Raw genomic sequence first — 24,976 nt, 5'->3', positions numbered from 1 at the left:
ATCGGGAGGAAAGAATATGAAGGAACCTTATCCTTATTTTGGAGATTATTCGATGTTTCGTAACTATCAGCCACCTAATTACCCAATTCAAGCACCATTTTTGCCATATATGCAAGAGGTTCAACAGACACATTTACCTTTTCAAAATCCATATGGGCAATATCAATCATTTGGAGTTCCACCCCAATTCCCAATGGGGTCCATTCCATACAATCCTTATCAACAAGGATATGTTGATGAAGCTTCACAGCAAACACACATATTCCAAAATCCGCTTCAGTCAATAGATGAATACTCAATTAATAATAAAAAACCAAGTATCCATAATCAGTATCCAAATCCTTATCCACAGGGTAATCATAGTATTAAACCACAAGGTGGTATGAGTTCTTTAATGAACTCTTTTAAATCACAAGATGGATCCATTGATTTTAATAAAATGGTCAATACGGCAGGTCAAATGATGAATGCGGTTAATCAAATGTCTACAATGGTAAAAGGGCTGGGAGGTCTCTTTAAAGTATAGGCTTCCAAGCCTTTTTGTGTTAAAAGGTTGTTTTCGTAAATTTTGTTGCTTTTTAATGATATTTTATTCACAATCTGAGTTGATTTTAGCGGAGGGCACTTGACTCCTGCGGGAAAAAGAGGGAAGTGGGAGACCCCGCAGTCGGTAACGCCGAGGAGGCTCCCATCCCTCCCCGCGGAAAGCAAGTGTCTGGAGCGGAAATCAACGGACTAAGTTTATAGTCTAAAAACAACAATTTATACGAAAAGAGCCTATTAAAAAAAGGAATCAGTTATTACACTGACTCCATTTAATTTCATTTTTATTCAATTTTTAATCGTTTCCCTTTTTCTTTAGGTATCTTTATGGTCAATAATCCATCTTCATAATTAGCTCTTACTTTTTCTTCTTTAATTGGAGTTGGGAGAGGAATTGTTTTCGATGTTCTCTGAAATGAATTCTTTTTAAATATTGAATTTTGTGTCTCATCTTCTTTTGATACAGACTCCTTATTCTCAACAGTAATAGTAATGTGTTTTTCAAAGATACCAATATCGATTTGGTCTTTTTTTATGCCCGATAATTTTGCTGTGATAATATAATGGTTATCAGATTCACTTAAATGAACCGGAAATCCACTAATAGGAAAAGGTGAAGCAAAAAAATCATCTATACCTTGAAGGAATCCCTTTACGGGTCGTTCTTGAAAAATTTCATTCATTGATCGGAAAAAATCTTGAAAAGGTTCATGAAAAAAGCTTTTTCCTGGTTCTTCCGGTAATTTTTCAGACATGATATTTATTCTCCTCCCTAACACAAGACAGTTTTCTACATTGTATGTATTTTTTGTTTAAAGGTGATTGAAAAAAGTCCTATGAAAACGAACGTTTATTCGCTAAAATATTTGTAATGAGGTGAAGAAATGAAGCGTAAAAAAGATTTACACGAAGTGATTAAAATGTTAAAAGAAGACGCTGACATTAGCAGACATATTGTCCATTGGAATACATTGGAAGAGAAGAAGGAGAAAATCGTTCCGCTTCCTGAAAGCATCCATCCACAAATAAAAATTTCACTTGAAAATAGAGGGATTTCTAATTTATACACACACCAACGTTCCGCTTTTGATCAGGCGATGCAAGGGAAAAGCTTTGTCGCTGTAACCCCGACGGCATCGGGAAAAACCCTTTGTTATAATTTACCTGTTTTACAAACTATTATGAATGAACCTAATTCCAGAGCATTATATATGTTTCCAACTAAGGCTTTAGCCCAAGATCAAAAAAGTGAAATAAATGAATTTATCCAGGAAGCTGGAGTACAGATAAAAAGTTATACCTATGATGGAGATACACCTTCAAATATTCGTCAGAAGGTGAGAACGGCAGGGCATATTGTTATTACCAATCCAGATATGCTCCATTCAGCTATTTTGCCACATCATACAAAATGGGTAGCATTTTTCGAGAATCTTAAATTTATTATTATCGATGAATTACATATTTACCGCGGAGTATTTGGAAGTCATGTAGCAAATGTTATTCGGAGATTGAAACGGATATGTAAATACTATGGAAGCGATCCAGTTTTTATTTGTACCTCTGCTACGATTGCAAATCCAAAGGAACTAGCAGAAAAATTAACAGGGGAACCAATTAATTTGATTGATAATAATGGTGCTCCAAGTGGTAAAAAACATTTTTTATTTTATAATCCGCCAATCGTTAATAAGCCTTTAAATATTCGAAGAAGTGCTACATTAGAAGTAAGTCATTTTGCAAGGGAATTATTAAAACAAAAAATTCAAACCATTGTATTTGCAAGAAGCAGGGTTAGGGTTGAAATCATTTTGACTTATCTTCAAGAAGCAATTGTACACCAAATAGGCCCAAAATCTATACAAGGCTACCGGGGCGGCTATTTGCCTGCGCAAAGAAGAGAGATTGAAAAAGGTTTAAGAAATGGAGAAATCTTAGGTGTCGTAAGTACGAATGCATTAGAGCTTGGTGTAGATATTGGCAGTCTTCAAGTGTGTATTATGACTGGTTACCCCGGAACCATTGCTAGTGCCTGGCAGCAAGCAGGCAGAGCTGGTCGTCGTCATGGGGAGTCGTTAGTTATTTTGGTAGCAAGCTCTTCACCTTTAGATCAATATATTATCGATCATCCTGAGTATTTTTTTAATCAATCTCCTGAAACAGCTAGAATTAACCCTGATAATCTAGTCATTTTAGTAGACCATGTAAAATGTGCTGCATACGAATTGCCCTTTAAGAAAGGGGAAGGTTTTGGAGAAATAGAAATTGATGATATTCTTGAATTTTTAGTAGATGAAAGAGTTTTGCATTATAGAGGAGAAAAATGGTATTGGATGAATGACTCATTCCCTGCTCATAACATCAGTCTTCGATCAGCCTCTCAAGAAAATGTGATCATCATCGATATTACTGAAACCGCAAACGTAAAAGTCATTGGTGAAATGGACCAATTTAGTGCGATGACACTTTTACATGATGAGGCAATATATCTCCATCAGGGAATTCAATATCAAGTTGAAAAATTAGATTGGGAAGAGAAAAAGGCTTTTGTTCGTGAGGTTGATGTGGATTATTATACGGATGCTAATTTAGCTGTTCAATTAAAAGTGTTGGAGGAAGACAAACATAAACTCATCACGAATGCGCATGTTTATTATGGAGATGTTACCGTCCAAGCGATGGCTACAATTTTTAAAAAAATAAAGTTTAATACCCATGAAAATATTGGTTCAGGTCCTATTCATTTACCAGAACAAGAATTGCACACAAACGCTGCTTGGTTTTCATTTGAAAGCACCTTATCTGAAGGTCAATTAGAAGAAGGTCTTAAAGGTGTGGCTCATGCATTAAATGCAATCGTCCCTTTGTTTGTTATGTGTGATCCACATGATATTCATGTAGTCCCACAAATTAAAGCCATTCATAATGAGAAGCCTACGATATTTTTATATGACCGGTATCCAGGTGGAATTGGATTAAGTGAAAAGGTGTATGAAAACATTTTAGATATAATGAAAAAAACAGAAGATATGGTGAGTCATTGTCCATGTGATAACGGATGTCCGTCGTGTATAGGATTAGAGGGAACCTCGTCCAAAAGCAAACATCTAGCTTTAAATTTATTATCATATTTTTCAGTTGATGGAGCCTAAATAGAGGTGAAACAGAGTGTCAATGAAAAACAAGTTACAGCGTTTTAAAAATCATCTAGGTCATAAAGAAGTGTCTTCAGATTTTAGTAATCAATTACCAAAATTAAAGAAGAGTAACGAAGAGGTACCATTTTTAGATGTGTGGAAGAAAGCTAATACAACAACATACTATCTAGAGAATGAATATTGTTTAATCCGTGAAGTCCATTATCCAATGGAACATCTGCATGGAAGGTATCAGTTCCAAGATTTTTTAACGGCTATTGAAATGTGGAACAAAGAACCTGTTCAACATCCACTTTCCTCTTATAATTATCATCCGGAGGATTTATTCTTTTTTGATACTGAAACGACAGGATTAGGCGGGGGAGCAGGAAATACAATATTTTTGCTAGGATATGCATGTGTAAAAAATAATGAGATTGTACTAAGACAGCATATCTTGCCTGAACCAGGACTTGAAATCCCGCTTTATTATAGTTTTCTTGAAAGTATTGATTACACAACACTTGTTACCTATAATGGCAAAGCATTTGATTGGCCACAAGTGAAAACTAGGCATACACTTATTCGTGAACATGTTCCTAAGCTGCCTTCATTCGGTCATTTCGATTTATATCATGCATCAAGAAGACTGTGGAAAGAACAGTTACCCTCTGTAAAATTGGTGAATATTGAAAAGGAAATCCTGCATTTTGAACGGAAGGACGATGTACCTGGATTTTTAGCCCCGATGATTTATTTTGATTATGTTGAACGTAAAAATCCAGAAGGGATGATCAACGTTTTAAAACATAACGAAAATGATATCCTTTCATTAATTACCCTTTATACCCATTTATCGTTTCAAATTTTACAAAAGGATCCGAATCAAACGAGCCATGAAAAAGTACAATTAGGGAAATGGTTTCATTATATAGGGGAAAAAAGGGCCGCATTTGAAACTTTTGAAGTGGCGGCGAATGAAAATGATATAGAAGCGAAACATGAATTAGCATTCCATCTTAAAAAACAAAAGAAATTTTCTGAAGCTAAATCATTGTGGTTAGATGTTGTTAAAGGAGGGAATAATAGATTTAAAAAGCAAGCATGTATTGAAATTGCAAAGATACTAGAACACCAATTTAAAGACTATGAGCTAGCAAAAGAATATACTAAAAAAGCATTGACAATACATGGTATTGATCAACAAAATATTCCCCGATCAAAAGACAAATTTTTGCAAGAGGCAGTGAAAAGATTGGAAAGGCTGAAGAGGAAATAATTCATCTATTTCCTGGGTAAGCGCAGATTTCGACGAAGGTTTCAAAAAGTTTTACATCAACCGCCAAAAACTTACAAGAATGTCATAAAAAATTTATAAACATGTTAAATTTTTATGATTGTGTCGAATAATTCATATCTGTAAAATATAAATGACAAAGGCAGTTTTTGTAGGAGAAATGGTTAGATGGATATAAAATGACCTATTTCTTCTCATTAAGTATAAGCAATTTAATTGATATGGGGCTGAAGAAATGTATCGTGCTTTATTTATTTTGTTTTTTGTGGTGATTGGTCTAACCGCATTGCTTTTTACTAGTTTAAGAGAAAGCTTTTATAACTTCTTTTAATTAATATGTCTATTTTTTCTCAGCTTATTATTTAAAAATAGGTATTTATATTAGTACATGTTATAGCCTTTTAACATAGTTTGTTAATGTACAAAAAAACAAATAATTGAAAGGAGTTATAACATGTTTCCTTGCGGTTGCGGTCCTAAAGTTTTACCTGCAGTGGTTCATCCTACTAAATGTTGCGTGAAACATACTCAAGAGACTTTTATTCAACCACATATTTATCCTTCGCATACTACAAATGTGAATCACGAGGTTATTGCACATCAAAATTATTATCCTCATACTGAATCGTTCGTTAATGAGGTTAGTAATGTTAATTTAGGTCCAGCTGTAGGTCCTGTACCGCCTTACGGACCAGGACCTGGGGTTGGTCCATATCCAGGAATGGCGCCTTTCGGCTATCCACGTTAATGCTTGGACTTAAACAAGGATGGAATTTCCATCCTTGTTTTATAACTTGAAAACATAATAAGGAGCGAGCTTGTTGATAAAGGTATTATCCATAACGGGATATAAACCATTTGAACTAGGAGTATTTTCAAATGAACACCCTGCTGTTGGCTTTATAAAAAAGGCAATTAGAAAAGAACTAGTTAGTTTATTGGAAAATGGATTGGAGTGGGTGCTCATCTCTGGCCAACTTGGGGTGGAGTTATGGGCCGCTGATGTTGTCTATGAGCTTCGGCAAGAGTATACAAGTTTAAAGCTTGCCATTTTAACCCCGTTTTTACAGCAGGAGGAAGGTTGGAAAGAGGGAAATAAAGAATATTACGAAATGATACTTGAGCAAGCTGATTTCGTGGAATCCATTTCGAAACAACCTTACTCAAGCCCACAACAGTTTAGAAACAAAAATAAAATATTTCTTCATAAAAGTCAGGGAATGCTCATAGTCTATGATGTACAAAAGGAAGGATCGCCAAAATACATATTTGAGGAAGCAAAAAGATATCAAGAACAAAATAAATATGATATTCGAACCATTGATTTTTATGATTTACAAATGATAATAGAAGAAGAGCAATGGTCGACATATTAAATTGACAAATATACTAATATTTGAAAGAATGATAATGGGCATTCTGCGATAATTTAAGGTGGTGTGTAAAATGTTATCTGATAAAGTGAAATTAACTGCAAAAGATATTTTAGAAAAAGAATTTAAAACTGCAGTTCGAGGGTATAAACAGGAAGAAGTTGACAAGTTTTTGGATTTTATCATAAAAGATTATGAAACCTTTCATCAAGTGATTGAAGATTTACAACAGGAAAATATGCGTTTAAAGAAACAAGCGGATGATTCATTTCGCAGACAACCTTCGCAGCCAACAACAGGTACAACCAATTTTGATATCTTAAAAAGACTTTCAAATTTAGAAAAACATGTTTTTGGCAGTAAGCTAAGTGAATAAAGAAAAAAAATGACAACTGGGATAAATTTCTTCTTGAAAGTAAGTGAAAAGTTTTTTATAATAGATAAGCGGTCAAATCCGTAACATATAACGTTTGGGTAATCGCTGCAATATTTGTATTGCAGAGGAAAGTCCATGCTCGCACGGTGCTGAGATGCCCGTAGTGTTCGTGCCTAGCGAAGTCATAAGCTAGGGCAGTCTGGTTGCGACTAGGCTGACGGCAGGGAAAACACCTAAGTCCTATTTGGATATGGAGTGACTACCTTGAAAGTGCCACAGTGACGTAGCTTTGTGAGAAATCACAAAGGTGGAACGAGGTAAACCCCGCGAGCGAGAAACTCAAATTATGGTAGGGGCACCCTTTCAGAGGAAATGAACGAAGAAAGGGACAAGCGGATTCGCTTGTAGATAGATGATTACCACCTGAGTACAAGATCATTACCTGATCGTTTGCAGTACAATGGTACAGAACATGGCTTACAGAACGTTATAGAAGGTAATAAACATTGAAATGTTATGCTCTCCTTAAGGAAGGAGAGCATTATTTATATCAAAATAAATAATATAAGGGTGAAAAGATGTCTACATATTCTTTAATTGCAACTGCAGCTATGGGATTGGAATCTTTAGTAGCAAAAGAAGTAAATAATCTAGGCTATGAATGTAAAGTGGACAATGGAAAAATCGAATTCATTGGAGATGAAAAAGCGATAGCACGAAGTAATCTTTGGCTGCGTACGGCAGATCGTGTGAAAATAAAAGTAGGTGAATTCAAAGCCGAATCATTTGATGAGCTATTTGAGAAAACAAAAGCTCTTAATTGGGAAAGCTTTCTGCCGGAAAATGCGGAATTCCCTGTTCAAGGAAAATCAGTTAAATCAAAATTATTTAGTGTACCAGATTGTCAAGCGATAGTAAAAAAAGCAATTGTAGAACGACTTCGCTCACACTATAAAAAAGTTTCTTGGTTTGAGGAAAATGGTCCATTATATAAAATAGAAGTGGCTATACATAAGGATATTGCCACACTAACTATTGACACAAGCGGAGTAGGATTACATAAACGTGGCTACCGAGTAAATCAAGGTGATGCACCATTAAAAGAAACATTAGCTGCTGCTTTAATCCAGCTAACGAATTGGCACCCTGATCGACCTTTTTGTGATCCTTTTTGTGGCTCAGGAACGATACCTATAGAGGCAGCATTAATTGGTCAAAACATTGCACCAGGTTTTAATCGTGATTTTGCATCCGAGTCTTGGCCTATAATAAATAAACAGGTCTGGGATGATGCGCGTAATGAAGCGGAGGATTTAGCTAAATATGATCAGCCATTAAAAATCATAGGAACTGATATCGATCATCGAATGGTAAATGTGGCAAAGGAAAATGCAATTGAAGCTGGTTTAGGTGATTTAATTGAATTTAAACAAATGCAAGTTAAAGATTTCACAACGAAGGATCAATATGGTGTGATAGTTGGAAATCCACCATACGGTGAAAGACTTGGAGAACGTAAAGAGGTTGAAAAGATGTATGCAGAAATGGGAAAATCTTTTTCAAATCTTGATACATGGTCGATCTATATATTAACTTCATATGAAAAATTTGAAGAAATTTACGGAAAAAAAGCAACTAAGATGCGGAAATTATTTAATGGATTTATTCGGACAGATCTTTATCAATACTGGGGACCTAGACCGCCGAGAGAGTAGATATTAAAGGTATATCTTATTACACTCCTGAGTATAATGAATATATATTATAGTCAAAAGGAGTGGGGAGGTTGTCCGAAAATTCACTGGACTTTGATAAAATCTCAAGAGCTATAACTAATACATACGAGATCATACGGTCAGATGAACGACCTTCTAAAGTGGCGTTGGCATTGCTAAAGGAAGCAGAACAATCGTTACAAGAAGCTTGGAGTTATGTATTAACGAAAGATAAATCTATTATCTAAGAACGCAAGTGTAATCGATACACTTGCGTTTTTGCTTGAATAAACAATATAGGAATAAGCGGAAGTCTATGGCTGGAGGAACACAAATGAAAACTGGATTACCCTTTGCAGTAACGAAAGAAGAATCTTTTTATGAAAAACTAGGTGAGTGGATCGGTGATGTTTTTTATGAACTTTTGCCTGAAAAAGGTTTTGAATTAAGGGACGAACAAATCTATATGGCCTTTCAACTTGAAAAGGCATTTAAAGAAAAAAAGGTAATATTTGCAGAAGCTGGTGTTGGCACAGGTAAAACAATCGTTTACCTTTTATATACTATTTGTTATGCACGGTACACAGGGAAACCTGCAATAATTGCTTGTGCAGATGAAACACTGATTGAACAGCTTGTGAAAAAGGAAGGAGATATTCAAAAAATTGAAGCGGCCCTTGGTATAAAGACTGATGTAAGGCTTGCTAAATCTAGAGAACAGTATCTATGCTTAAAGAAGCTTGAAAAAGAAGTAATGAAGGATGGATCAGAAAAAATTTCTTTTGCATATGATTCCTTACCTAAATTTGTAAACGCAACTGGTTCAATGCTTAAATATGAAAAGTATGGGGATAGAAAGGACTATCCAGATATTACAGAAGAACAATGGAAAACGATCTCTTGGGATCCATTACAAGATTGTTTTTCTTGCGATGTCCGCCATCGATGTGGTCAAACACTGCATAGAGATCATTATCGGAAAGCGGTGGATTTAATCGTTTGTTCACATGACTATTACATGGAACATGTCTGGACGAAAAACGCTCGAGTTCGTGAAGGACAATTGCCGCTGCTTCCAGAGGCGAGCAGTGTCGTATTCGATGAAGGCCATCTCCTTGAATATGCTTGTCAAAAAGCCTTAACCTATCGTATTCAATCCGAAACTTTAGAGAAGTTATTGACACGATTAATGGAAAATGGTGTCCGTGATGAAACTCTTTATACGATTGAAAATGTATTAGTCTTAAACGAACAACTTTTTGACACTTTAAAGGAAGAAGCAAAATCTGTTGTAGGATCTAATCGTTATGATATCAAAAAATCTCCTAGAATTCTTAAATATGTGCAATCATTACTTGTCCAGGTTGAAAAGTTATCAGAGCAGCTTGTTTATGAAGGGGAAATGTTTGTACTGAATGAATATGATTTGCGTATTATAGAAGAATATTTGGAGCAAATGTTGTATTCATTAAGGTTGTTTTTGAAGGAAAATGAAGGGATTATTTGGTTTGAAATGACTGGTTCTGATCATACTCTCGTTATCATGCCACGTCTTGTGGAGGAAATTTTAAGGGAGGAAGTATTTTCAAAGAACATTCCTTATATCTTTTCATCTGCCACACTTTCCAATAATGGAGACTATTCATATATTACGAAGAGTTTAGGGATTGAAGACTATTTATCATTTAAAGTGGATTCGCCTTTTGATTATGAAAATAACATGCAGATCAATATTCATGCCAGTGAGAAATCCGCAATATCAAAAAATAAAGATATATTGTCGGTTGTAAAGGAAGCTGGTGGGAAAAGCCTTGTGTTATTCAATTCCAAGAATTCGATGAATGAATTTAAACAATATATTAAGCAACAAGAAACCTTGGATTTTCAAATATTTTTTGAAGGCGAAAGGGAAATCAGCCATTTGGTAGAAGAATTTCAAGATGACGAAAACTCTATTCTATGTTCATATCACTTATGGGAAGGTCTAGATATACCAGGGCGATCATTATCAAATGTGTTAATTACGGAGCTTCCTTTCCCTCCTGAAGATCCAGTATTTATTGCCAAGCGTAAAGCTAGTTCTAGCCCTGATACCGAGGTTGATATACCCTATATGATCTTGCGTTTAAGGCAGGGGATAGGAAGATTAATCCGTACATCTACTGATAAAGGAAATGTTCATATTTGGTTAACAGATATAAAAAGTAAAAATGTTTTCAAAGAGATAGAAGAAATATTGCCTGTAAAGCCAAATATTTTCTAATCGGAAAAGACTTTATATCATAAGGGTGCCCATTTCAAATGGACACCCGTTTTCTATAGAAGGGTTAAAGTGTAATTAATTATAGGAAACTGCTCGTTTTTTTTACGCCTTCCATGATTGAACAAACATTTTCTGGTCTATTGCTTGATTTTTTTCCAGAAAGAGGATCGTTAACATGGAGAAAGGTATGTTTTATGGTAAAGTTTGAAGTCGTTAAGAACATCTGGGAAAAGTAAAGATGATACAATTTTTGATGTATTGGAAAAGCATATTTGATACTAAGTCTTCTCCTTTTTCAGAAGAATATGATAAAATAATACTGATTACTTTCGCAAGGGTAGCGTCAAGTGATGCCAGTTGATTTAATAAGGAGAGGATCAAATGACTGAACAAATGAAAGAAATAGAAAAAGAATTTTTAGAATATGTTAAAAAGATGCAAGCATATAGCGAAGCGCTTGGATTAATTTATTGGGACTTACGTACAGGAGCACCTAAAAATGGTGTGGACCAACGTGCAGAAGTAATCGGAGTGCTTTCCTCAGAAGTTTTTCAGATGTCAACTTCAGAGGAAATGGCAGCATACATAGCAAGTTTAACAGGGAACTGCGAGTTATCAGAAATCACAAAAAAGACATTAGAAGAATGTAAAAAGTATTATGATCGTAACAAAAAAATACCTGCAAAGGAATACAGCGAGTATATCGTTTTACAGTCAAAAGCGGAGAGTGTTTGGGAGGAAGCAAGAGCAAAAGCGGATTTCGAGATGTTTCGACCTTATTTGGAAAAAATCGTTGAATATAAAAAGAGGTTTGTGGAATATTGGGGTTATGAAGGAAACAAATATAATACACTATTAGATATGTATGAACCGGGAATAACGGTTGAAATTCTTGATCAAGTATTTGGAGAAGTTAGAGAAGCCGTTGTTTCACTTGTACAAAAAATCGCGGATTCCCCAATTAAGCCCGAAACATCATTCTTATACGAATCATTTCCAAAAGATAAGCAGAAAGAATTTAGTTTGAAAATATTGGAGCAAATGGGATATAATTTTCAATCAGGTCGTTTAGATGAAACCATTCATCCATTTGCAACTGGCTTAAATCCAGGTGATGTTCGAGTAACGACGAGATATGATGAAAATGATTGGCGTACAGCTGTTTTTGGAACCATCCATGAAGGTGGTCACGCATTATATGAACAAAATATTTCAAAGGAATTAATTGGAACACCACTTTGTAGCGGCACATCCATGGGAATTCATGAATCCCAGTCACTTTTCTATGAAAATATTGTCGGAAGAGACTATTCATTCTGGAAACATAATTACAATGTACTAAAAGAGTTTGCTAGCGGCCAGTTTGATCATGTTGATCTAGCTAAGTTTTATCATGCGATAAATGAATCTAAGCCATCTTTTATACGTATTGAAGCAGATATGCTTACTTATCCACTTCATATCATCATACGTTATGAAATAGAAAAAGGCTTAATTAACAACGAAATTGAAGTGAAGGATTTACCGAAAATATGGAATGATAAATATGAAGAATATTTAGGAATTCGACCTGAAAATGATGCAGAAGGTGTCCTTCAGGATGTCCATTGGTCTGGTGGAGATTTTGGTTATTTTCCATCCTATGCCTTAGGGTATATGTATGCAGCCCAGTTTAAGCAATCAATGTTAAAGGATCTTCCGAATTTTGATGACCTTTTAGCAACAGGAAATCTTAAACCTATTCAAGAATGGCTAACAACTAACATTCATCAATATGGAAAGCTGAAGAAGCCTCTTGAAATTTTAAAAGATGTAACAGGCGAAGGATTAAACGCTCGCTATTTAATCGAATATTTAACTGAAAAATATACAAATGTTTATAAATTATAATTAATAAAGGCAATCGGATTTTCCGGTTGCCTTTCTTCAAACGATATATTTTTTGTTATGTTAATAGGAGGGTGACCAAATTGCCTCAACTTTTTGTTATTTTGGCCGCTTTATCTTGGGGTTTTATTTCTCTTTTTGTCAAAAAGCTAACAATTTATGGATTTACTGAAATGGAGATTGTTACTATACGTGTGCTATATGCATTTATCCTTCTAATACCGGTTGTAATATTTCAGCAGAAAAAAGGTATCCTCCGAATAAAACTCATTCATTTACCATATTTTTTTGGTACGGGATTATTCAGCATTGTATTTTTTAATTGGTGTTATTTTACAGCGATGAATAAATTGTCTGTTTCATTAGCTGTCATGCTATTATATACTTCACCTGTATTTGTTGTGCTATTATCCTACTTTATATTAAAAGAAAAATTAACTAAGAAAAAGCTTATAGCTGTCAGTGTAACGATTATTGGTTGCTCGATGATTGCATTGGCGGGTAGTGGGGGAGGATCTCAATGGAACCAAACAGGATTTATTATTGGTTTGGGCGCAGGTCTTGGTTATGCATTATATAGTATTTTTGGAAAGCTTGCACTCCGCTACTATAACTCGACTACCATCACATTCTATACTTTTTTTATCGCTTCCTTATGTCTTGTACCTTTTTATCGATTTTGGGAAAAAATGAGCCAACTTCCGATCGATGCTCATGTATATATGATAGGTTTAGCCTTAATTCCCACCGTACTTGCCTATATTTTATATACTATTGGGTTAAATCGTGTAGAAAGCAGTACAGCAGCTATTTTAGCAACCATCGAACCGGCAGCAGCAATTTTTGTAGGGATATTACTATTTAAAGAAAAGTTATTCTTTCTACAGTTTATCGGAATTCTTTTCATCCTATCTTCAGTACTCATATTAAGTTTAAAAAGAAAAACAGCGGATGTATCATTAAGTGCCCCCCGTGAGCTTTAATAACAAGAGGTCTGCTCGTATTCGAGCAGACCTTCTAGAATTTTACCAAAACTTAAAGCCTTTTGATCCTGGCGGTGCGTTTTGGATCATATCAGCGAATGGAACAGTGTAAGCAATTAATATCAATGCTGCCAAAATGGTCAACCATATTTTCCAATTTTCTAGAACTAAAGGAGTCTTTTCTGCACCTTCTGCTACTTCTCCGACAGGAAATTCTTGTTCTCCCTTTGGGGCAAAAAAGGCTAGATTAATGACAATGACGATAATTAACACAATACCTAAGAATAGGATAGAACCGCCGATGGCTTGAGCGATTTGATATGGAATCCAATCTAATGCTTGTGCTGCATCCCCATAGGTTGTATAAGCAGTACGTCTAGGACCACCTAGTAAACCTTGGAGATGCATAGAACCTGACATAATTGTCATTCCAATCGTCCACGCAATAGCTTGAAAAATGGCTAGTCTGTTCATAGCTTTTGTGAAAATTCTTCCAGTTAAATGTGGAATCAACCAATAACTAATACCGAAAAATGTTAAAACAACCGTTGTTGCGAGTGTTAAATGGAAATGACCTGTTACCCACATGGTATTATGGACTACTTGGTTCATTTGGTTAGATGCATTAATAATTCCTCCTGCCCCAGCCGGAACAAATGCTGTCATACCGATGAATGGAACGACAAACCTAGCATCTTTCCAAGGAAGTTTTTTCAACCAGCCAAACAAACCTTTAGCACCTTGTTTTCTTCCATACATCTCAAAGGTAGCGAACATAGAAAAGACCGTCATAAGAGAAGGGATGATAACCATAAAGGTTAAAACTACTTGAACGAATTTCCAATTTGCATCAATTCCTGGTTCTGTTAACTGATGATGAAACCCAACAGGAAGTGAGAATAATAAGAATAGGATAAATACTAGACGCGCAAGCGCATCAGAAAATATTTTTCCTCCAATAATTTTTGGAATAATGACATACCATGCCATATATGCTGGTAGAAGCCAGAAATAAACAAGTGGATGTCCAAAATACCAAAACAGTGTCCGACTGACAAGTACATTAACTGTATCAACCCAGCCTAATGACCAAGGTAAAAGTTGAAATAATACTTCTCCTGCAACACCAAGTGTACAAACAATCCACATTACTGAATTTACCACAGACATAAAGGTGAGGAGTGGACTTGGTTTTCCAGGGTTTTGTTTTCTCCATTTCATATAAGTGGCAATCATTGCCCCACAAGCTACCCAGCTGCCTACGATTAAAAGAGTTAACCCAAGGTAGAAAATGAAATGTGCTTGTAATGGTGCATAGAATGTGTAAAGAACGGTTGCTCTATTTGTTAAAATCATTGATGTTGCCATAATGGTACCGATGACCATAAGAATAAATCCAACCCAGCCTGTAGCCCTTGCTTTATTAGATAATGTCCCAGCTGTACGGCTAATTGCAGCAAATTGAAATCCTAAAATGAAATAGGTTGTTAAACCAAGACCGAGTAAAACCCCATGTGCAGTTAGAATTTCGTAATAGTTAATCCCGCCTGGCAATTCCATTTTTCCAGATCGTACTAATGTTTGAAGAAGACCCATTAATCCTCCAATTGCTAGGGCCACAAATGCAACAGCAATGTATGCCATTGCTAGTTTCGCATCACGTTTATCTACTTTTTGGATTTGTGTACTCATCCTTGATCCACCACCTTAATTCTTGCAGACATCATATGATGTCCTGTCCCGCAGTACTCATTACAAACGATAAGATATTCTCCTTTTTTATTAAAGGTTGCAACATATTCACTGATGTATCCTGGCTCTAACATCATATTAATGTTCGTACCAGCGACTTCAAAGCCATGGACAACATCTTTTGTTGTTGCAATAATCTTAATTTTGGCGTCTTTTGGCACCTCAATCTCTCCAGGATTAAAAGAGAAAGCAGAGGCGACAACAACAAGCTCATAATCCCAATCCTTTCCTTCAACTTTCTTTAATCCCGGCTTATTAAACGGTTCTGTCTGATCAACTCTTTCTGGATCGACAAATGCTTTTGCACTAGGCGGTTGATGACCTTGGTGAAATGCCTGAATACCCACTATAGATAAGAAAATAATAAGTGCAGATATACCGAATGTTAGCCACCATTTTTCATAGCGATGTAAATGCATAGCGTTCTCAACTCCTAAACTTTTATAATGGCTCTTTTCTAGTACATTTTTATTTGAATTCAAAAAACGTAATCTATGGAATATTTCATAAAAGATGATTATTAAGAAAAGATGCCCCAAAACCAAACCGATTAAGGAAATTCCCACTTTTAAATAGTGATACTCTTAATGAGAACTACTTTTATAAACGGTTTAAATATAATCCAAAAATTGCAAGCCATGATATGACAAGGAAAGCTCCTACGATAAATACTGCTGCTAAAGTCCCTTTTAATGAAGATGACTCTTCATTTAGATTTTGTTTCATCTGTGGCTTAGCCATTTATTTTGCTCCTTTCTTGTATGTGATTGTTCTTGATACTTTTATCATAGTGACGATGCACTAGTTCATCTGTGACATTTATCACACTTTTCAGCTCATTTTGTGATGAATGTGTGAAATCAAAAGAAATAAAAATTGGGCTTTGTTAATGATTACTGTTGGTAAAATCGCCTGTATGGTATGTGTGAGGCGATTTTTTTACGAAGTAAAACTAGCGAAAGCACATACCATACAGGGGTTTATAGAAACAACAGCATTGTTTAACAAAGCCAAAAATAAAAGCTATATTAATAAAATGTTTTATTAATATAGCTTTTAATCCAATTGTATAAGTGATATAATAATAGAAATTTAATATGCATTCACTCATATAATCGTGGGAATATGGCCTGCAAGTTTCTACCAAGCTACCGAAAATAGCTTGACTATGTGTGAGCAATGGTGAAATCAATAGTACAATATATTGATTTTTTATTCTTTCTATTGACAAAATGTTCAATGGACATTGGCTCACTCACAATGATGTTGAGTGCAATGACCATTGGACTTTTTTATATTTTCCTTTGGTCAAATCTTATTTTAGGGGGAAGAAAATTGGATTTACTAAAGCAAAAAATTTTAAACGATGGGATTGTTCTATCTGATTCAGTATTAAAGGTAGATTCCTTTTTAAATCATCAAATAGATCCGAATTTAATGAAAGAAATAGGCGATGAATTTGTGGAGAGATTCCGTGATGAGAAGATTACGAAAATACTTACGATCGAATCCTCTGGGATAGCTCCAGCTGTGATGACGGCGTTAAAGCTTGGGATTAACGTAGTTTTTGCCAGAAAACGCAAATCCCTTACACTTGTCAACGATCTATATACAGCTAGTGTTCATTCCTTTACTAAAAATGTTACGAATGAAATATCTGTTTCAAAAAGTTTTCTAGATGAAAATGACCGGATATTAATTATAGATGATTTTTTAGCAAACGGTCAGGCTGCCTTAGGACTCTTAGATATTGTTAAACAGGCGAATGCAGAAGCTGTTGGCATCGGAATTGTTATCGAAAAGTCCTTTCAAGATGGAGGGGAAATCCTTCGAGATAAAGGGATAAGAGTTGAATCACTAGCACAAATAGAAAGTCTAAAAAATGGACAAGTTACATTTAAAGAGGAGGTAACTGTTTAATGCAGAGTAAGCTAAAAATAGCTACATTAAGCATTCAGCATGTACTAGCTATGTATGCTGGAGCAGTTATCATTCCATTAATTGTCGGCGGAGAAATGGGTTTAAAAGGTGAAAAATTAACTTATTTAGTCTCCATAGATATTTTTATGTGTGGAATTGCTACGATTTTACAAGTTTGGAAGAACCGTTTCTTCGGGATCGGGTTGCCAGTGGTGCTAGGATGTACTTTTACCGCAGTTGGGCCAATGCTTGCAATCGGCCATAAGTATGGAATCACTGCGATATATGGTGCGGTAATTATATCTGGTTTAATGATTATAGTTGTCAGTAAGTTTTTTGGAAAGCTCGTTCGTTTTTTTCCACCTGTTGTTACGGGTTCAGTTGTCACTACTATTGGGATCACACTTATTCCTGTTGCGATGAATAATATGGCTGGTGGAGAAGGAAGCCCAGAATTTGGATCAGTAAGCAATGTATGTTTAGCATTTGGAACGTTAATCTTTATCATTTTACTGCAGCGTTTCTTTAATGGTTTTATACGTTCCATTTCTATTTTGTTAGGACTAATCGGAGGAACGATAGCTGCAGCATTGATGGGGAAAGTAGATTTTACGCCTGTTTCAGACTCTGCCATGTTTCATATGATAAGGCCGCTTTATTTCGGTATGCCGACATTTGAATGGACAGCAATTATTACGATGTTTCTAGTAGCGGTGGTAAGTTTAGTAGAGTCAACAGGAGTTTATTATGCTCTTAGTGACATTACCGAGCAAAAAATTTCCGAAAAAGATTTAGCAAAAGGATATCGAGCTGAAGGATTAGCGAGTGTTTTAGGTGGATTATTTAATTCATTTCCTTACACAACTTTTTCACAAAACGTTGGGCTTGTTCAGCTATCAGGCGTAAAATCAAAAAATGTGATTTATTTAATGGGTATTTTTTTAATGATAATCGGTGTCATCCCTAAAATCGGTGCTTTAACAACAATCATTCCCCCAGCAGTTCTAGGCGGCGCAATGGTAGCTATGTTTGGTATGGTCATCGCTTCAGGAATAAAAATGTTAAGCAGGGTGGATCTTTCTTCTCATGAAAATTTATTTATCATTGCATGCTCGGTCGGTATGGGGATGGGTGTAACAGTCGTTCCAAAGCTTTTTACACAGCTTCCGGAGAATTTTCAAATTTTAACAAGCAATGGTATTGTAGCAGGAAGCTTCACTGCAATCGTTTTAAATATTTTATTTAATGTTATACCATCAAAACATAAGAAAAACATTAAGATAATTGAGGAAAAAGCATCATAAAATTAAACGAAAAATTTTATTTTACTCCCACATTTTAAAGGCAAAAATATGTCTTGATATTCCTGCACCTACTATCAAATTGATAGATAATTACAATCTAATTATCTATCAATTTGTAGAAATAAATATCTTCTTGGCTAGTGGATAGATATTTATTAATAACTAGAATAAGCTATGATAATTACAGAATAAACAATCAATGTAAAAGATACTGAAGCAATTATTGTATTTATTGCAGTATTGTTATTTCCATTTTTAATCTTTTTTGCGATTTCTACACAATTAAAAATGAATATAAAACAAAGAATAGGTGAGAAATAAATCCCTATAAAATTAAAAAGTTCTACCAATACAAATTCCTCCAAACATTAAAGTATATAAAATATCTTTTTCATAAAAAAAAATTATTTAACATGTTCCCAAGTTAATTCTGGATAAGTAAGCTTAGAACATAAGAAATCTTGAATACTCTCAATATGATCAGATTCATCTGAAAAATTATAAAGAAATTTATCATATTATAGAATAAAGCTGCTATTATCATCTTCGGCGCTATAAAACTGCCATTCTTCATTTTGTTCAACAAAAGCATTTATTCCTTATAAAAGTAATTTTTCATTATATATTCGATCTTATTGTAGCTCATTTAGTGCTTGTTCTTTCTTAACAGTAATTTCATTTGTCTTTTTATCATAATGATAAATTACTATTGTAGCATTTCCACTAGAATAAGAATCTCCATTCAAGACCCCAAAGTCACCATTACCCAAATCAACCATATTTGAATAAGAAAATTTAGGATAATAATCTTGATCATCATTGTAATAAACATGGTCTGATTCATTTCTTCCACATAATGAAAGTGCTAAAATTACGGTTATGATAACTAAAGCTATTCTAATGTTTCTTAACTCTGATAAAGAATTTAGGTTCATTTTATAAACTCCTTTATTTATTTACATACAATTTGTATGTGCATTGTCATTTCATTCCTTTTGATCCACCTAGTAATATAGTTCTCCTTTAGGATGTTTTATTCCTTTCTCAATTCATTTTTTAAAATATATTATATCTCCTTTGAAGTATTTTTCTTTTTATCAGAAACTCTTGGAAAGAGTAACCATATTATGTTATTGGCTTATCCTTGAGGTTAATTATTGGCAGTTTTCGTAAAGTTTGTAGCTATTTTAGTGATATTTTATTAACAATCTGAGTTGATTGTAGCGGAGGGCACTTGACTCCTGCGGGAAAAAGAGGGAAGTGGGAGACCCCGCATGCGGTAACGCCGAGGAGGCTCTCATCCCTCCCCGCGGAAAGCAAGTGTCTGGAGCGGAAATCAACGGACTAAGTTTATAGTCTAAAAACAACAATTTATACGAAAAGAGCCTAATTATTAAACAAATTAACACTATATTCTTACATATATTTAAATGATAATTGACTGAATAATTCGACTTGAAATGTTATATTTATATAATATTTTTAATGCTTTGTATGGACTATGTTTCAGGATAAAAAATGTTAAGCAGGGTGGATCTTTCTTCTCATGAAAATTTATTTATCATTGCATGCACGGTAGGTATGGGAATGGGTGTAACAGTCGTTCCTAAGCTTTTTACACATCTTCCGGAGAATTTTCAAATCTTAACAAGCAATGGTATTGTAGCAGGAAGCTTCACTGCAATCGTTTTAAATATTTTATTTAATGTTATACCATCAAAACATAAGAAAAACATTAAGAAATTTGAGCAAAAAGCATCATAATTTTGAAATGGATCCCCACATATTTGTGGGGATTTTTTTTATAAGACAAAATCAAATTAGGTTTTTTAACTAGTACAACTATCCCTCCAAGTTCATAGTCTAATACTGTAAATAAAATAAAAGTGAAAGGGGATCCTTTTTATGAGTTATCATCGTCCTCATTGTGGACCTATAATGTGCCCTCCAAAAGTAGCACCAACTCAGTATGATCCTGGAACGAGCGATCCAGCATTAAACGATGTACAAACAACCGTGTTTCCACATGTCGTACAGCATGTACACCCATCGCATACGACACATGTTAATAAACACATGATTACACACCAACATTATTTCCCTCATACTGAATCTGTAGTTAACGAATGTTGTGAACAACATGTATGTTGTGGAACACCACATATTCCTTGCTGCCCGACAATGCCAATGCCAATGCCAAGACCGTTTGGATTTTATTAATCAATAGTTGATTATTATGCATAAGAAATGAATGTGATCCTCACATTGGATGTGGGGATTTTTTTGTAATATCTGTTCAATTATCTGTTAGGTATATTCCATGGAATTGATGGAAAAGAATCTTATGCAATTTTAACTTTGTGAAACAAATTTTTCGTATATCTGTGTATTCATATATTTTCATCTTAATTCTTTTAATATACTTTTGTATCATTATTAATATTTTCAATTTTAATAAAGTCGAATTCAGCTTCGTAGCCTTCTCCTTGTGGACTGCAAGCATAAATGCCAACTTTGATACTCTGTGTTTCTTCAAAGAGGTTGGCCATTCTTATTTGTCTCCACGAAATACCATCTAATGAATAATCAACATAGAAATTATTTCCTTTTCTTGTTATTCGATAGAAAAGTGAAGTCTGTGATTCTATAAATTCTTGGCTAGACCAATCAGAAAAACCGTTATTTGTTACAACAACACCTAATTTATTATTACCATCAGGTATATATTCAACAGATGTTTTTAACCAAGTATCTTTCGAAAATCTAACCATTAAGCCAGCTTGGTCGTATCTATTCTTTGGCTTAGATTTTACTTTAGTAATTAATCTAAAATCGCTGTTTAGTTCATAATACAAAAAATGTCCATTATCAGCTTGAAATCCATAATGTGTTTTTTGCCAAAAATCTGTTTGGTTGTCAGTCATAATTATTAATTTTGACTCTTCGTTATTAACCTTCCATTTTTCAGGTGGGGAGAACCATTTTAAATTTTTATCTAAATCTGTATTATTGAATTCCTCTATCAATATGCTTCTATTACTCATTAATTGTACCCCTTATCTGCTATATTTTTTTCATACTTACCCATTATCATAAGCTTCTATAGTTAGATTAATCAAGAGATTTTACCTAGTATCACTATTTGGAATAAAGTGTTCTATTATTTTGTTTTGATTATATTCACATACAATCAAATATTGTTGATCTCAACAAATTTCTAGCTGTTTCCACCTACATTTTTCTATTCAATGATTAATATTAAATATCTAACATGTAATTAACAAGTGATGTTAAGTTTGAATGTAGTGATAGTGCTTTGTTATATTTGGCTTATAATATGTTTTTTACCTTTAGATAAAAAGGAGAGGTAGCTTAAAAGACAAGAGGTATCATCTATGAGATTCTAAATATATCAATTTAAATTTTAGAGGTGAAATAAAATGATTAATCCAATGATAAAGTTTAAATCGTGTTGGGATGAAGCAAAAAGCAGTTTGAAATTGAAGCATCCAAGTGCAGTATGTGTTTCAACGATTGATGAGTATGGGTTTCCGTCAGGCCGCTTTGTAGATTTAAAGTCTGTTGACGAGAGCGGATTTATTTTTTGTACCAATCTTGATTCTCAAAAAGGCCGTGATATTCAGCGAAATCCAAAGGTAGGGTTAACATTTTGGTGGGAAGCAATCGGTTATCAAGTAAGAGTTAATGGCCTCGCCTCACAGATCTCCTCTATAACTGCTGAAAAATACTGGAAAACAAGATCGAGAAACGCACAAATAACTACATTAAGTTGTAAACAGAGTCAACCTCTTTTGTCAGAACAAGATTTATATAATCAGTTTGAGGAAGTTAAAAAGAATATACAAGATACGCAAATACCAAAACCGGAGAATTGGGGAGGCTTTATCGTTAAACCAATGTCTATTGAATTTCTAACATTTAAAGAAAGTCGTCTGCATATTAGAGAGCTATATACTCCCATTGAAGATAAATGGCAGATGAGTCTATTGCAGCCTTAATAGAATAAACTTTTCAATGAACCTTGAACAAATCGGGGGATAGCTGGATGAAAAAGCTAGTATTTATTGTTAATCCTGTGGCTAAAAATGGGGTAAGTTTAAAGGTGTGGAGAAGAATAGAGAGAAAATTATTGGATATTCCTCATGAAGTATACTACTCAAAGGAAAGAAAAGATGCAATGAATATTGCATTTTCAATAGCAGTTTCAAGTTCTGATCCTATGACCATTGTGGCCGTAGGAGGGGATGGAACGATTCATGAAGTAATTAATGGGGTAGCTTCTTTTTCCCATGTCACTATTTCTTATATTCCTGCAGGGTCAGGAAATGATTTTGCTAGAGGATTTAAACTCCCTTCCAATCCTGAAAAATGTTTAGATTTATTATTACATATGGTAGATGAGAAAGAAGAAGCTTATTATGATGTGGGTGAATTTAAAATTGACAAAAGTGAAGGATATTTTGTTAATAGTTTGGGTGCTGGGTTTGATGCACTGATTTCTGAGAAGGTGAATTCATCGTCAATTAAAAAAATACTAAATAGAATTGGTTTAGGTAAAATAGTTTATGCGGTATTTTTGATTGTTGAACTTTTTCGTTATCGGCCTTCAACTTTATATTTAACGATTAACGGTATCCAATATACCTTTGATAAAGCCTGGTTTGTCACTGTGTCTAATCAGTCATATTATGGAGGTGGAATGAAAATTGCCCCACAAGCTAATCCAAGTGATGGTGAATTTGATATTACCGTTGTCCATCTCATTTCAAGAGTAAAGCTTTTATTTGCCTTTATTAGTGTTTTTTGGGGAGGACATACAAAATTTAAGGAAGTAAAGACGTTTAAAGGCAATCAAATAAGTATAAAATCAGACATCCCAATTTCTGTTCATACTGATGGGGAAGCAGAAGGGCGTACTCCTGTGGAAATTAATGTTCGTCCACGTGCTTGGAAATTGATAAAAACAGTAAAAAATACAGATCAAATAACTGCTTAACTGTTATCGAACTGTTTTATTAGCTATTTTTATACAAAATACCTCCATTTAATCAAAATGGAGGTATTGGATAGTATCCTATTTATATTAATGGTTGTGCTGGAGATGAGAAATAGAGTGGTTCTGATTTTTACAAAGAATTGAATCTTCGTGGAAATGATCTTCACTTTCTAACTGAATCACGGAATGGCCAATTCCTTGATGTTCTAATTGATGCTCAATCTCTCTCAATAATTTTTGGCTTTCTATTATGGATAAGTTTTTATCTATCACTGCATGACAAGAAAAAGCATTTTGTCCACTAGTAATACTCCATACATGAAGATCATGAATACTTTTTACTCCACCGACATTTTTGATGGTTTTAATAATTTCACTCAACTCAATATTGTTAGGTGTACCTTCCATTAATACATGAACAGCATCTTTTGTAACACGCCAACCACTAACTAAAACAAGAATTGCCACAATAACACTAGCAAGTGGATCAGCCCAACCCCAGTTGAAAAACATTATTAGTATTGCAGCCACTACTGCACCCACTGAACCAAGCATATCACCGATAACATGAAGAAAAGCTGCACGTAAGTTTAAGTTTTCTTCTGTATCCCCATTACGTAACAGAATCCAAGCTACTAAGATATTGATCAGCAATCCAATAAAACCAATAATTAACATGCCAGTTGATGCAACTTCTGGTGGATTTGAGAATCTTTGGTATGCCTCATAAAAAATAAAAAGGGCAATAAGTATGAGAGTGACCCCATTAAAAACTGCAGCCAATATTTCAAAACGTTTATAACCAAAAGTCTTACTATAGTTAGCTACTTTTTCGCCTAATGTAAAGGCTAGAAGCCCTATCCCTAGTGAAATTGAATCACTTAACATATGACCTGCATCTGATAAAAGCGCAAGACTATTGGTTAAAAAACCACCAATGACCTCAATAACCATATACCCAGTTATAATGATAAAACTAAGCATTAATGCTTTTTTATTTGCTCCATGTGAATGATCATGTCCATGTTGATGGTTGTGTCCCATAGTAATTCCTCCTTAAGATATTAAATGCGTATTAAACTTGAATTAATTCTATTTCCCTAAATAATTCTAATTCGGTACTCTTATTCATAATTAGAAACGATAATGAAGATTTCTTTAAGTAATACCCCATCGATAAGCCGGCTTGACCATCCCTATTACAAAATATCATTAATCATTTAAAGCACCTCATATTATTATATGTACATATGTTCATATATGAATATATATTGAATTAATTATTTTGTCAATTAATTTATTTAAATTTAATTGAAATAGTAAAAGAGTTAGCTATAATATAGCGACCTTATTATCTCCTAAAGTAAAAAGAGGACATTCGTGAATCAGTCACATTCTTACTTAGTTTA

The 24,976-nt window shown here is 34.3% G+C and carries 23 protein-coding genes, 1 other RNA gene, 1 pseudogene and 1 riboswitch; of the genes and pseudogenes, 18 read left to right on the top strand and 7 right to left on the bottom strand.

Annotated elements, in window-relative coordinates:
* Positions 1 to 16 precede the first annotated feature (16 nt).
* Positions 17 to 526, top strand: coding sequence for a YppG family protein (locus ACQKP0_RS06975; protein WP_427405102.1), 510 nt, complete (start codon positions 17 to 19; stop codon positions 524 to 526).
* Between the two features lie 301 nt (positions 527 to 827).
* Here the strand turns inward: ACQKP0_RS06975 and ACQKP0_RS06970 are convergent, their stop codons facing one another.
* The gene (locus tag ACQKP0_RS06970) at positions 828 to 1,298 is read right to left on the bottom strand and encodes an Hsp20/alpha crystallin family protein (protein ID WP_427405101.1); all 471 of its coding nucleotides are present in this window, start codon (positions 1,296 to 1,298) and stop codon (positions 828 to 830) included.
* A gap of 129 nt (positions 1,299 to 1,427) precedes the next feature.
* Here ACQKP0_RS06970 and ACQKP0_RS06965 point away from each other — a divergent pair, with 129 nt between their 5' ends.
* From ACQKP0_RS06965 to ACQKP0_RS06915, 11 genes are all read left to right on the top strand, one after another.
* The gene (locus tag ACQKP0_RS06965) at positions 1,428 to 3,695 is read left to right on the top strand and encodes a DEAD/DEAH box helicase (RefSeq protein ID WP_427405100.1); all 2,268 of its coding nucleotides are present in this window, start codon (positions 1,428 to 1,430) and stop codon (positions 3,693 to 3,695) included.
* Between the two features lie 22 nt (positions 3,696 to 3,717).
* On the top strand, positions 3,718 to 4,959 hold the full coding sequence (locus ACQKP0_RS06960) for a ribonuclease H-like domain-containing protein (RefSeq protein WP_427405099.1): 1,242 nt from the start codon (positions 3,718 to 3,720) through the stop codon (positions 4,957 to 4,959).
* Between the two features lie 472 nt (positions 4,960 to 5,431).
* Positions 5,432 to 5,725, top strand: a complete 294-nt coding sequence (locus ACQKP0_RS06955) for a CotD family spore coat protein (RefSeq protein ID WP_427405098.1) — start codon at positions 5,432 to 5,434, stop codon at positions 5,723 to 5,725.
* A gap of 76 nt (positions 5,726 to 5,801) precedes the next feature.
* Positions 5,802 to 6,353, top strand: coding sequence for a DUF1273 domain-containing protein (locus ACQKP0_RS06950; protein WP_427405322.1), 552 nt, complete (start codon positions 5,802 to 5,804; stop codon positions 6,351 to 6,353).
* Between the two features lie 70 nt (positions 6,354 to 6,423).
* The gene (gpsB, locus tag ACQKP0_RS06945) at positions 6,424 to 6,726 is read left to right on the top strand and encodes a cell division regulator GpsB (RefSeq protein ID WP_066228522.1); all 303 of its coding nucleotides are present in this window, start codon (positions 6,424 to 6,426) and stop codon (positions 6,724 to 6,726) included.
* A 90-nt stretch (positions 6,727 to 6,816) separates the two neighbouring features.
* Positions 6,817 to 7,211, top strand: an RNA gene (rnpB, locus tag ACQKP0_RS06940) — RNase P RNA component class B.
* 93 nt (positions 7,212 to 7,304) lie between these two features.
* Complete coding sequence (locus tag ACQKP0_RS06935) at positions 7,305 to 8,441, top strand: THUMP domain-containing class I SAM-dependent RNA methyltransferase (protein WP_427405097.1); 1,137 nt, start codon at positions 7,305 to 7,307, stop codon at positions 8,439 to 8,441.
* A 71-nt stretch (positions 8,442 to 8,512) separates the two neighbouring features.
* The gene (locus ACQKP0_RS06930; RefSeq protein WP_427405096.1) at positions 8,513 to 8,689 is read left to right on the top strand and encodes a hypothetical protein; all 177 of its coding nucleotides are present in this window, start codon (positions 8,513 to 8,515) and stop codon (positions 8,687 to 8,689) included.
* A gap of 86 nt (positions 8,690 to 8,775) precedes the next feature.
* Positions 8,776 to 10,704 carry an ATP-dependent DNA helicase gene (locus ACQKP0_RS06925; protein WP_427405095.1) on the top strand — a complete coding sequence of 643 codons (1,929 nt, stop codon included), beginning with the start codon at positions 8,776 to 8,778 and terminating at the stop codon, positions 10,702 to 10,704.
* 381 nt (positions 10,705 to 11,085) lie between these two features.
* Positions 11,086 to 12,594 carry a carboxypeptidase M32 gene (locus tag ACQKP0_RS06920; RefSeq protein WP_427405094.1) on the top strand — a complete coding sequence of 503 codons (1,509 nt, stop codon included), beginning with the start codon at positions 11,086 to 11,088 and terminating at the stop codon, positions 12,592 to 12,594.
* 80 nt (positions 12,595 to 12,674) lie between these two features.
* Positions 12,675 to 13,574, top strand: coding sequence for a DMT family transporter (locus ACQKP0_RS06915; RefSeq protein WP_427405093.1), 900 nt, complete (start codon positions 12,675 to 12,677; stop codon positions 13,572 to 13,574).
* Positions 13,575 to 13,616: 42 nt separating this feature from the next.
* On the opposite strand, the gene ACQKP0_RS06910 is transcribed toward ACQKP0_RS06915, so the two are convergent.
* The 3 genes from ACQKP0_RS06910 to ACQKP0_RS06900 all read right to left on the bottom strand — a co-directional run bounded on the left by ACQKP0_RS06910 (position 13,617) and on the right by ACQKP0_RS06900 (position 16,067).
* Positions 13,617 to 15,266, bottom strand: a complete 1,650-nt coding sequence (locus ACQKP0_RS06910) for a b(o/a)3-type cytochrome-c oxidase subunit 1 (protein WP_427405092.1) — start codon at positions 15,264 to 15,266, stop codon at positions 13,617 to 13,619.
* The gene (locus ACQKP0_RS06905; protein WP_427405091.1) at positions 15,263 to 15,745 is read right to left on the bottom strand and encodes a cytochrome c oxidase subunit II; all 483 of its coding nucleotides are present in this window, start codon (positions 15,743 to 15,745) and stop codon (positions 15,263 to 15,265) included. Before ACQKP0_RS06905 ends, ACQKP0_RS06910 begins: the two co-directional genes overlap by 4 nt.
* A gap of 181 nt (positions 15,746 to 15,926) precedes the next feature.
* A complete protein-coding gene (locus tag ACQKP0_RS06900; RefSeq protein ID WP_427405090.1) occupies positions 15,927 to 16,067 on the bottom strand; it encodes a cytochrome c oxidase subunit 2A in 141 nt (46 codons plus the stop codon).
* A gap of 346 nt (positions 16,068 to 16,413) precedes the next feature.
* Positions 16,414 to 16,515, top strand: a riboswitch (purine riboswitch).
* A 146-nt stretch (positions 16,516 to 16,661) separates the two neighbouring features.
* On the opposite strand from ACQKP0_RS06900, the gene ACQKP0_RS06895 reads away from it, so the two are divergent.
* Both ACQKP0_RS06895 and ACQKP0_RS06890 read left to right on the top strand, forming a co-directional pair.
* On the top strand, positions 16,662 to 17,246 hold the full coding sequence (locus ACQKP0_RS06895) for a xanthine phosphoribosyltransferase (protein ID WP_427405089.1): 585 nt from the start codon (positions 16,662 to 16,664) through the stop codon (positions 17,244 to 17,246).
* Positions 17,246 to 18,550 (top strand): nucleobase:cation symporter-2 family protein, encoded by a 1,305-nt coding sequence (locus ACQKP0_RS06890; RefSeq protein ID WP_427405088.1) that lies wholly within the window; start codon positions 17,246 to 17,248, stop codon positions 18,548 to 18,550. Before ACQKP0_RS06895 ends, ACQKP0_RS06890 begins: the two co-directional genes overlap by 1 nt.
* 632 nt (positions 18,551 to 19,182) lie before the next feature.
* On the opposite strand, the gene ACQKP0_RS06885 is transcribed toward ACQKP0_RS06890, so the two are convergent.
* Positions 19,183 to 19,485 (bottom strand): hypothetical protein, encoded by a 303-nt coding sequence (locus ACQKP0_RS06885; RefSeq protein WP_427405087.1) that lies wholly within the window; start codon positions 19,483 to 19,485, stop codon positions 19,183 to 19,185.
* 580 nt (positions 19,486 to 20,065) lie between these two features.
* On the opposite strand from ACQKP0_RS06885, the pseudogene ACQKP0_RS06880 reads away from it, so the two are divergent.
* Positions 20,066 to 20,314, top strand: a pseudogene (locus ACQKP0_RS06880) (purine permease); the annotation flags it as partial.
* Between the two features lie 141 nt (positions 20,315 to 20,455).
* Positions 20,456 to 20,770 (top strand): CotD family spore coat protein, encoded by a 315-nt coding sequence (locus tag ACQKP0_RS06875; RefSeq protein ID WP_427405086.1) that lies wholly within the window; start codon positions 20,456 to 20,458, stop codon positions 20,768 to 20,770.
* 194 nt (positions 20,771 to 20,964) lie between these two features.
* On the opposite strand, the gene ACQKP0_RS06870 is transcribed toward ACQKP0_RS06875, so the two are convergent.
* Positions 20,965 to 21,594 carry a DUF1349 domain-containing protein gene (locus ACQKP0_RS06870; protein WP_427405085.1) on the bottom strand — a complete coding sequence of 210 codons (630 nt, stop codon included), beginning with the start codon at positions 21,592 to 21,594 and terminating at the stop codon, positions 20,965 to 20,967.
* 396 nt (positions 21,595 to 21,990) lie between these two features.
* On the opposite strand from ACQKP0_RS06870, the gene pdxH reads away from it, so the two are divergent.
* Both pdxH and ACQKP0_RS06860 read left to right on the top strand, forming a co-directional pair.
* Positions 21,991 to 22,569 (top strand): pyridoxamine 5'-phosphate oxidase, encoded by a 579-nt coding sequence (gene pdxH / locus ACQKP0_RS06865; protein WP_427405084.1) that lies wholly within the window; start codon positions 21,991 to 21,993, stop codon positions 22,567 to 22,569.
* A 47-nt stretch (positions 22,570 to 22,616) separates the two neighbouring features.
* Complete coding sequence (locus tag ACQKP0_RS06860; RefSeq protein WP_427405083.1) at positions 22,617 to 23,567, top strand: diacylglycerol/lipid kinase family protein; 951 nt, start codon at positions 22,617 to 22,619, stop codon at positions 23,565 to 23,567.
* An 87-nt stretch (positions 23,568 to 23,654) separates the two neighbouring features.
* On the opposite strand, the gene ACQKP0_RS06855 is transcribed toward ACQKP0_RS06860, so the two are convergent.
* Positions 23,655 to 24,611, bottom strand: coding sequence for a cation diffusion facilitator family transporter (locus ACQKP0_RS06855; protein ID WP_427405082.1), 957 nt, complete (start codon positions 24,609 to 24,611; stop codon positions 23,655 to 23,657).
* Positions 24,612 to 24,976: the final 365 nt, after the last annotated feature.

It is taken from the genome of Heyndrickxia sp. NPDC080065 (assembly GCF_050281185.1).
In the GTDB taxonomy this organism is placed as follows: domain Bacteria; phylum Bacillota; class Bacilli; order Bacillales; family Bacillaceae_C; genus Heyndrickxia.
The sequence above is the reverse complement of the archived record's forward strand: the minus strand, read 5'-3'. Positions and strand labels throughout refer to the sequence as shown.

Coding starts and splice junctions, on each gene's coding strand:
- ACQKP0_RS06975 (WP_427405102.1), top strand. CDS start 17: ATGAAGGAACCTTATCCTTATTTTGGAGATTATTCGATGTTTCGTAAC.
- ACQKP0_RS06970 (WP_427405101.1), bottom strand. CDS start 1,298: ATGTCTGAAAAATTACCGGAAGAACCAGGAAAAAGCTTTTTTCATGAA.
- ACQKP0_RS06965 (WP_427405100.1), top strand. CDS start 1,428: ATGAAGCGTAAAAAAGATTTACACGAAGTGATTAAAATGTTAAAAGAA.
- ACQKP0_RS06960 (WP_427405099.1), top strand. CDS start 3,718: ATGAAAAACAAGTTACAGCGTTTTAAAAATCATCTAGGTCATAAAGAA.
- ACQKP0_RS06955 (WP_427405098.1), top strand. CDS start 5,432: ATGTTTCCTTGCGGTTGCGGTCCTAAAGTTTTACCTGCAGTGGTTCAT.
- gpsB (WP_066228522.1), top strand. CDS start 6,424: ATGTTATCTGATAAAGTGAAATTAACTGCAAAAGATATTTTAGAAAAA.
- ACQKP0_RS06935 (WP_427405097.1), top strand. CDS start 7,305: ATGTCTACATATTCTTTAATTGCAACTGCAGCTATGGGATTGGAATCT.
- ACQKP0_RS06925 (WP_427405095.1), top strand. CDS start 8,776: ATGAAAACTGGATTACCCTTTGCAGTAACGAAAGAAGAATCTTTTTAT.
- ACQKP0_RS06920 (WP_427405094.1), top strand. CDS start 11,086: ATGACTGAACAAATGAAAGAAATAGAAAAAGAATTTTTAGAATATGTT.
- ACQKP0_RS06910 (WP_427405092.1), bottom strand. CDS start 15,266: ATGAGTACACAAATCCAAAAAGTAGATAAACGTGATGCGAAACTAGCA.
- ACQKP0_RS06905 (WP_427405091.1), bottom strand. CDS start 15,745: ATGCATTTACATCGCTATGAAAAATGGTGGCTAACATTCGGTATATCT.
- ACQKP0_RS06900 (WP_427405090.1), bottom strand. CDS start 16,067: ATGGCTAAGCCACAGATGAAACAAAATCTAAATGAAGAGTCATCTTCA.
- ACQKP0_RS06890 (WP_427405088.1), top strand. CDS start 17,246: ATGCAGAGTAAGCTAAAAATAGCTACATTAAGCATTCAGCATGTACTA.
- ACQKP0_RS06885 (WP_427405087.1), bottom strand. CDS start 19,485: ATGAACCTAAATTCTTTATCAGAGTTAAGAAACATTAGAATAGCTTTA.
- ACQKP0_RS06875 (WP_427405086.1), top strand. CDS start 20,456: ATGAGTTATCATCGTCCTCATTGTGGACCTATAATGTGCCCTCCAAAA.
- ACQKP0_RS06870 (WP_427405085.1), bottom strand. CDS start 21,594: ATGAGTAATAGAAGCATATTGATAGAGGAATTCAATAATACAGATTTA.
- pdxH (WP_427405084.1), top strand. CDS start 21,991: ATGATTAATCCAATGATAAAGTTTAAATCGTGTTGGGATGAAGCAAAA.
- ACQKP0_RS06860 (WP_427405083.1), top strand. CDS start 22,617: ATGAAAAAGCTAGTATTTATTGTTAATCCTGTGGCTAAAAATGGGGTA.
- ACQKP0_RS06855 (WP_427405082.1), bottom strand. CDS start 24,611: ATGGGACACAACCATCAACATGGACATGATCATTCACATGGAGCAAAT.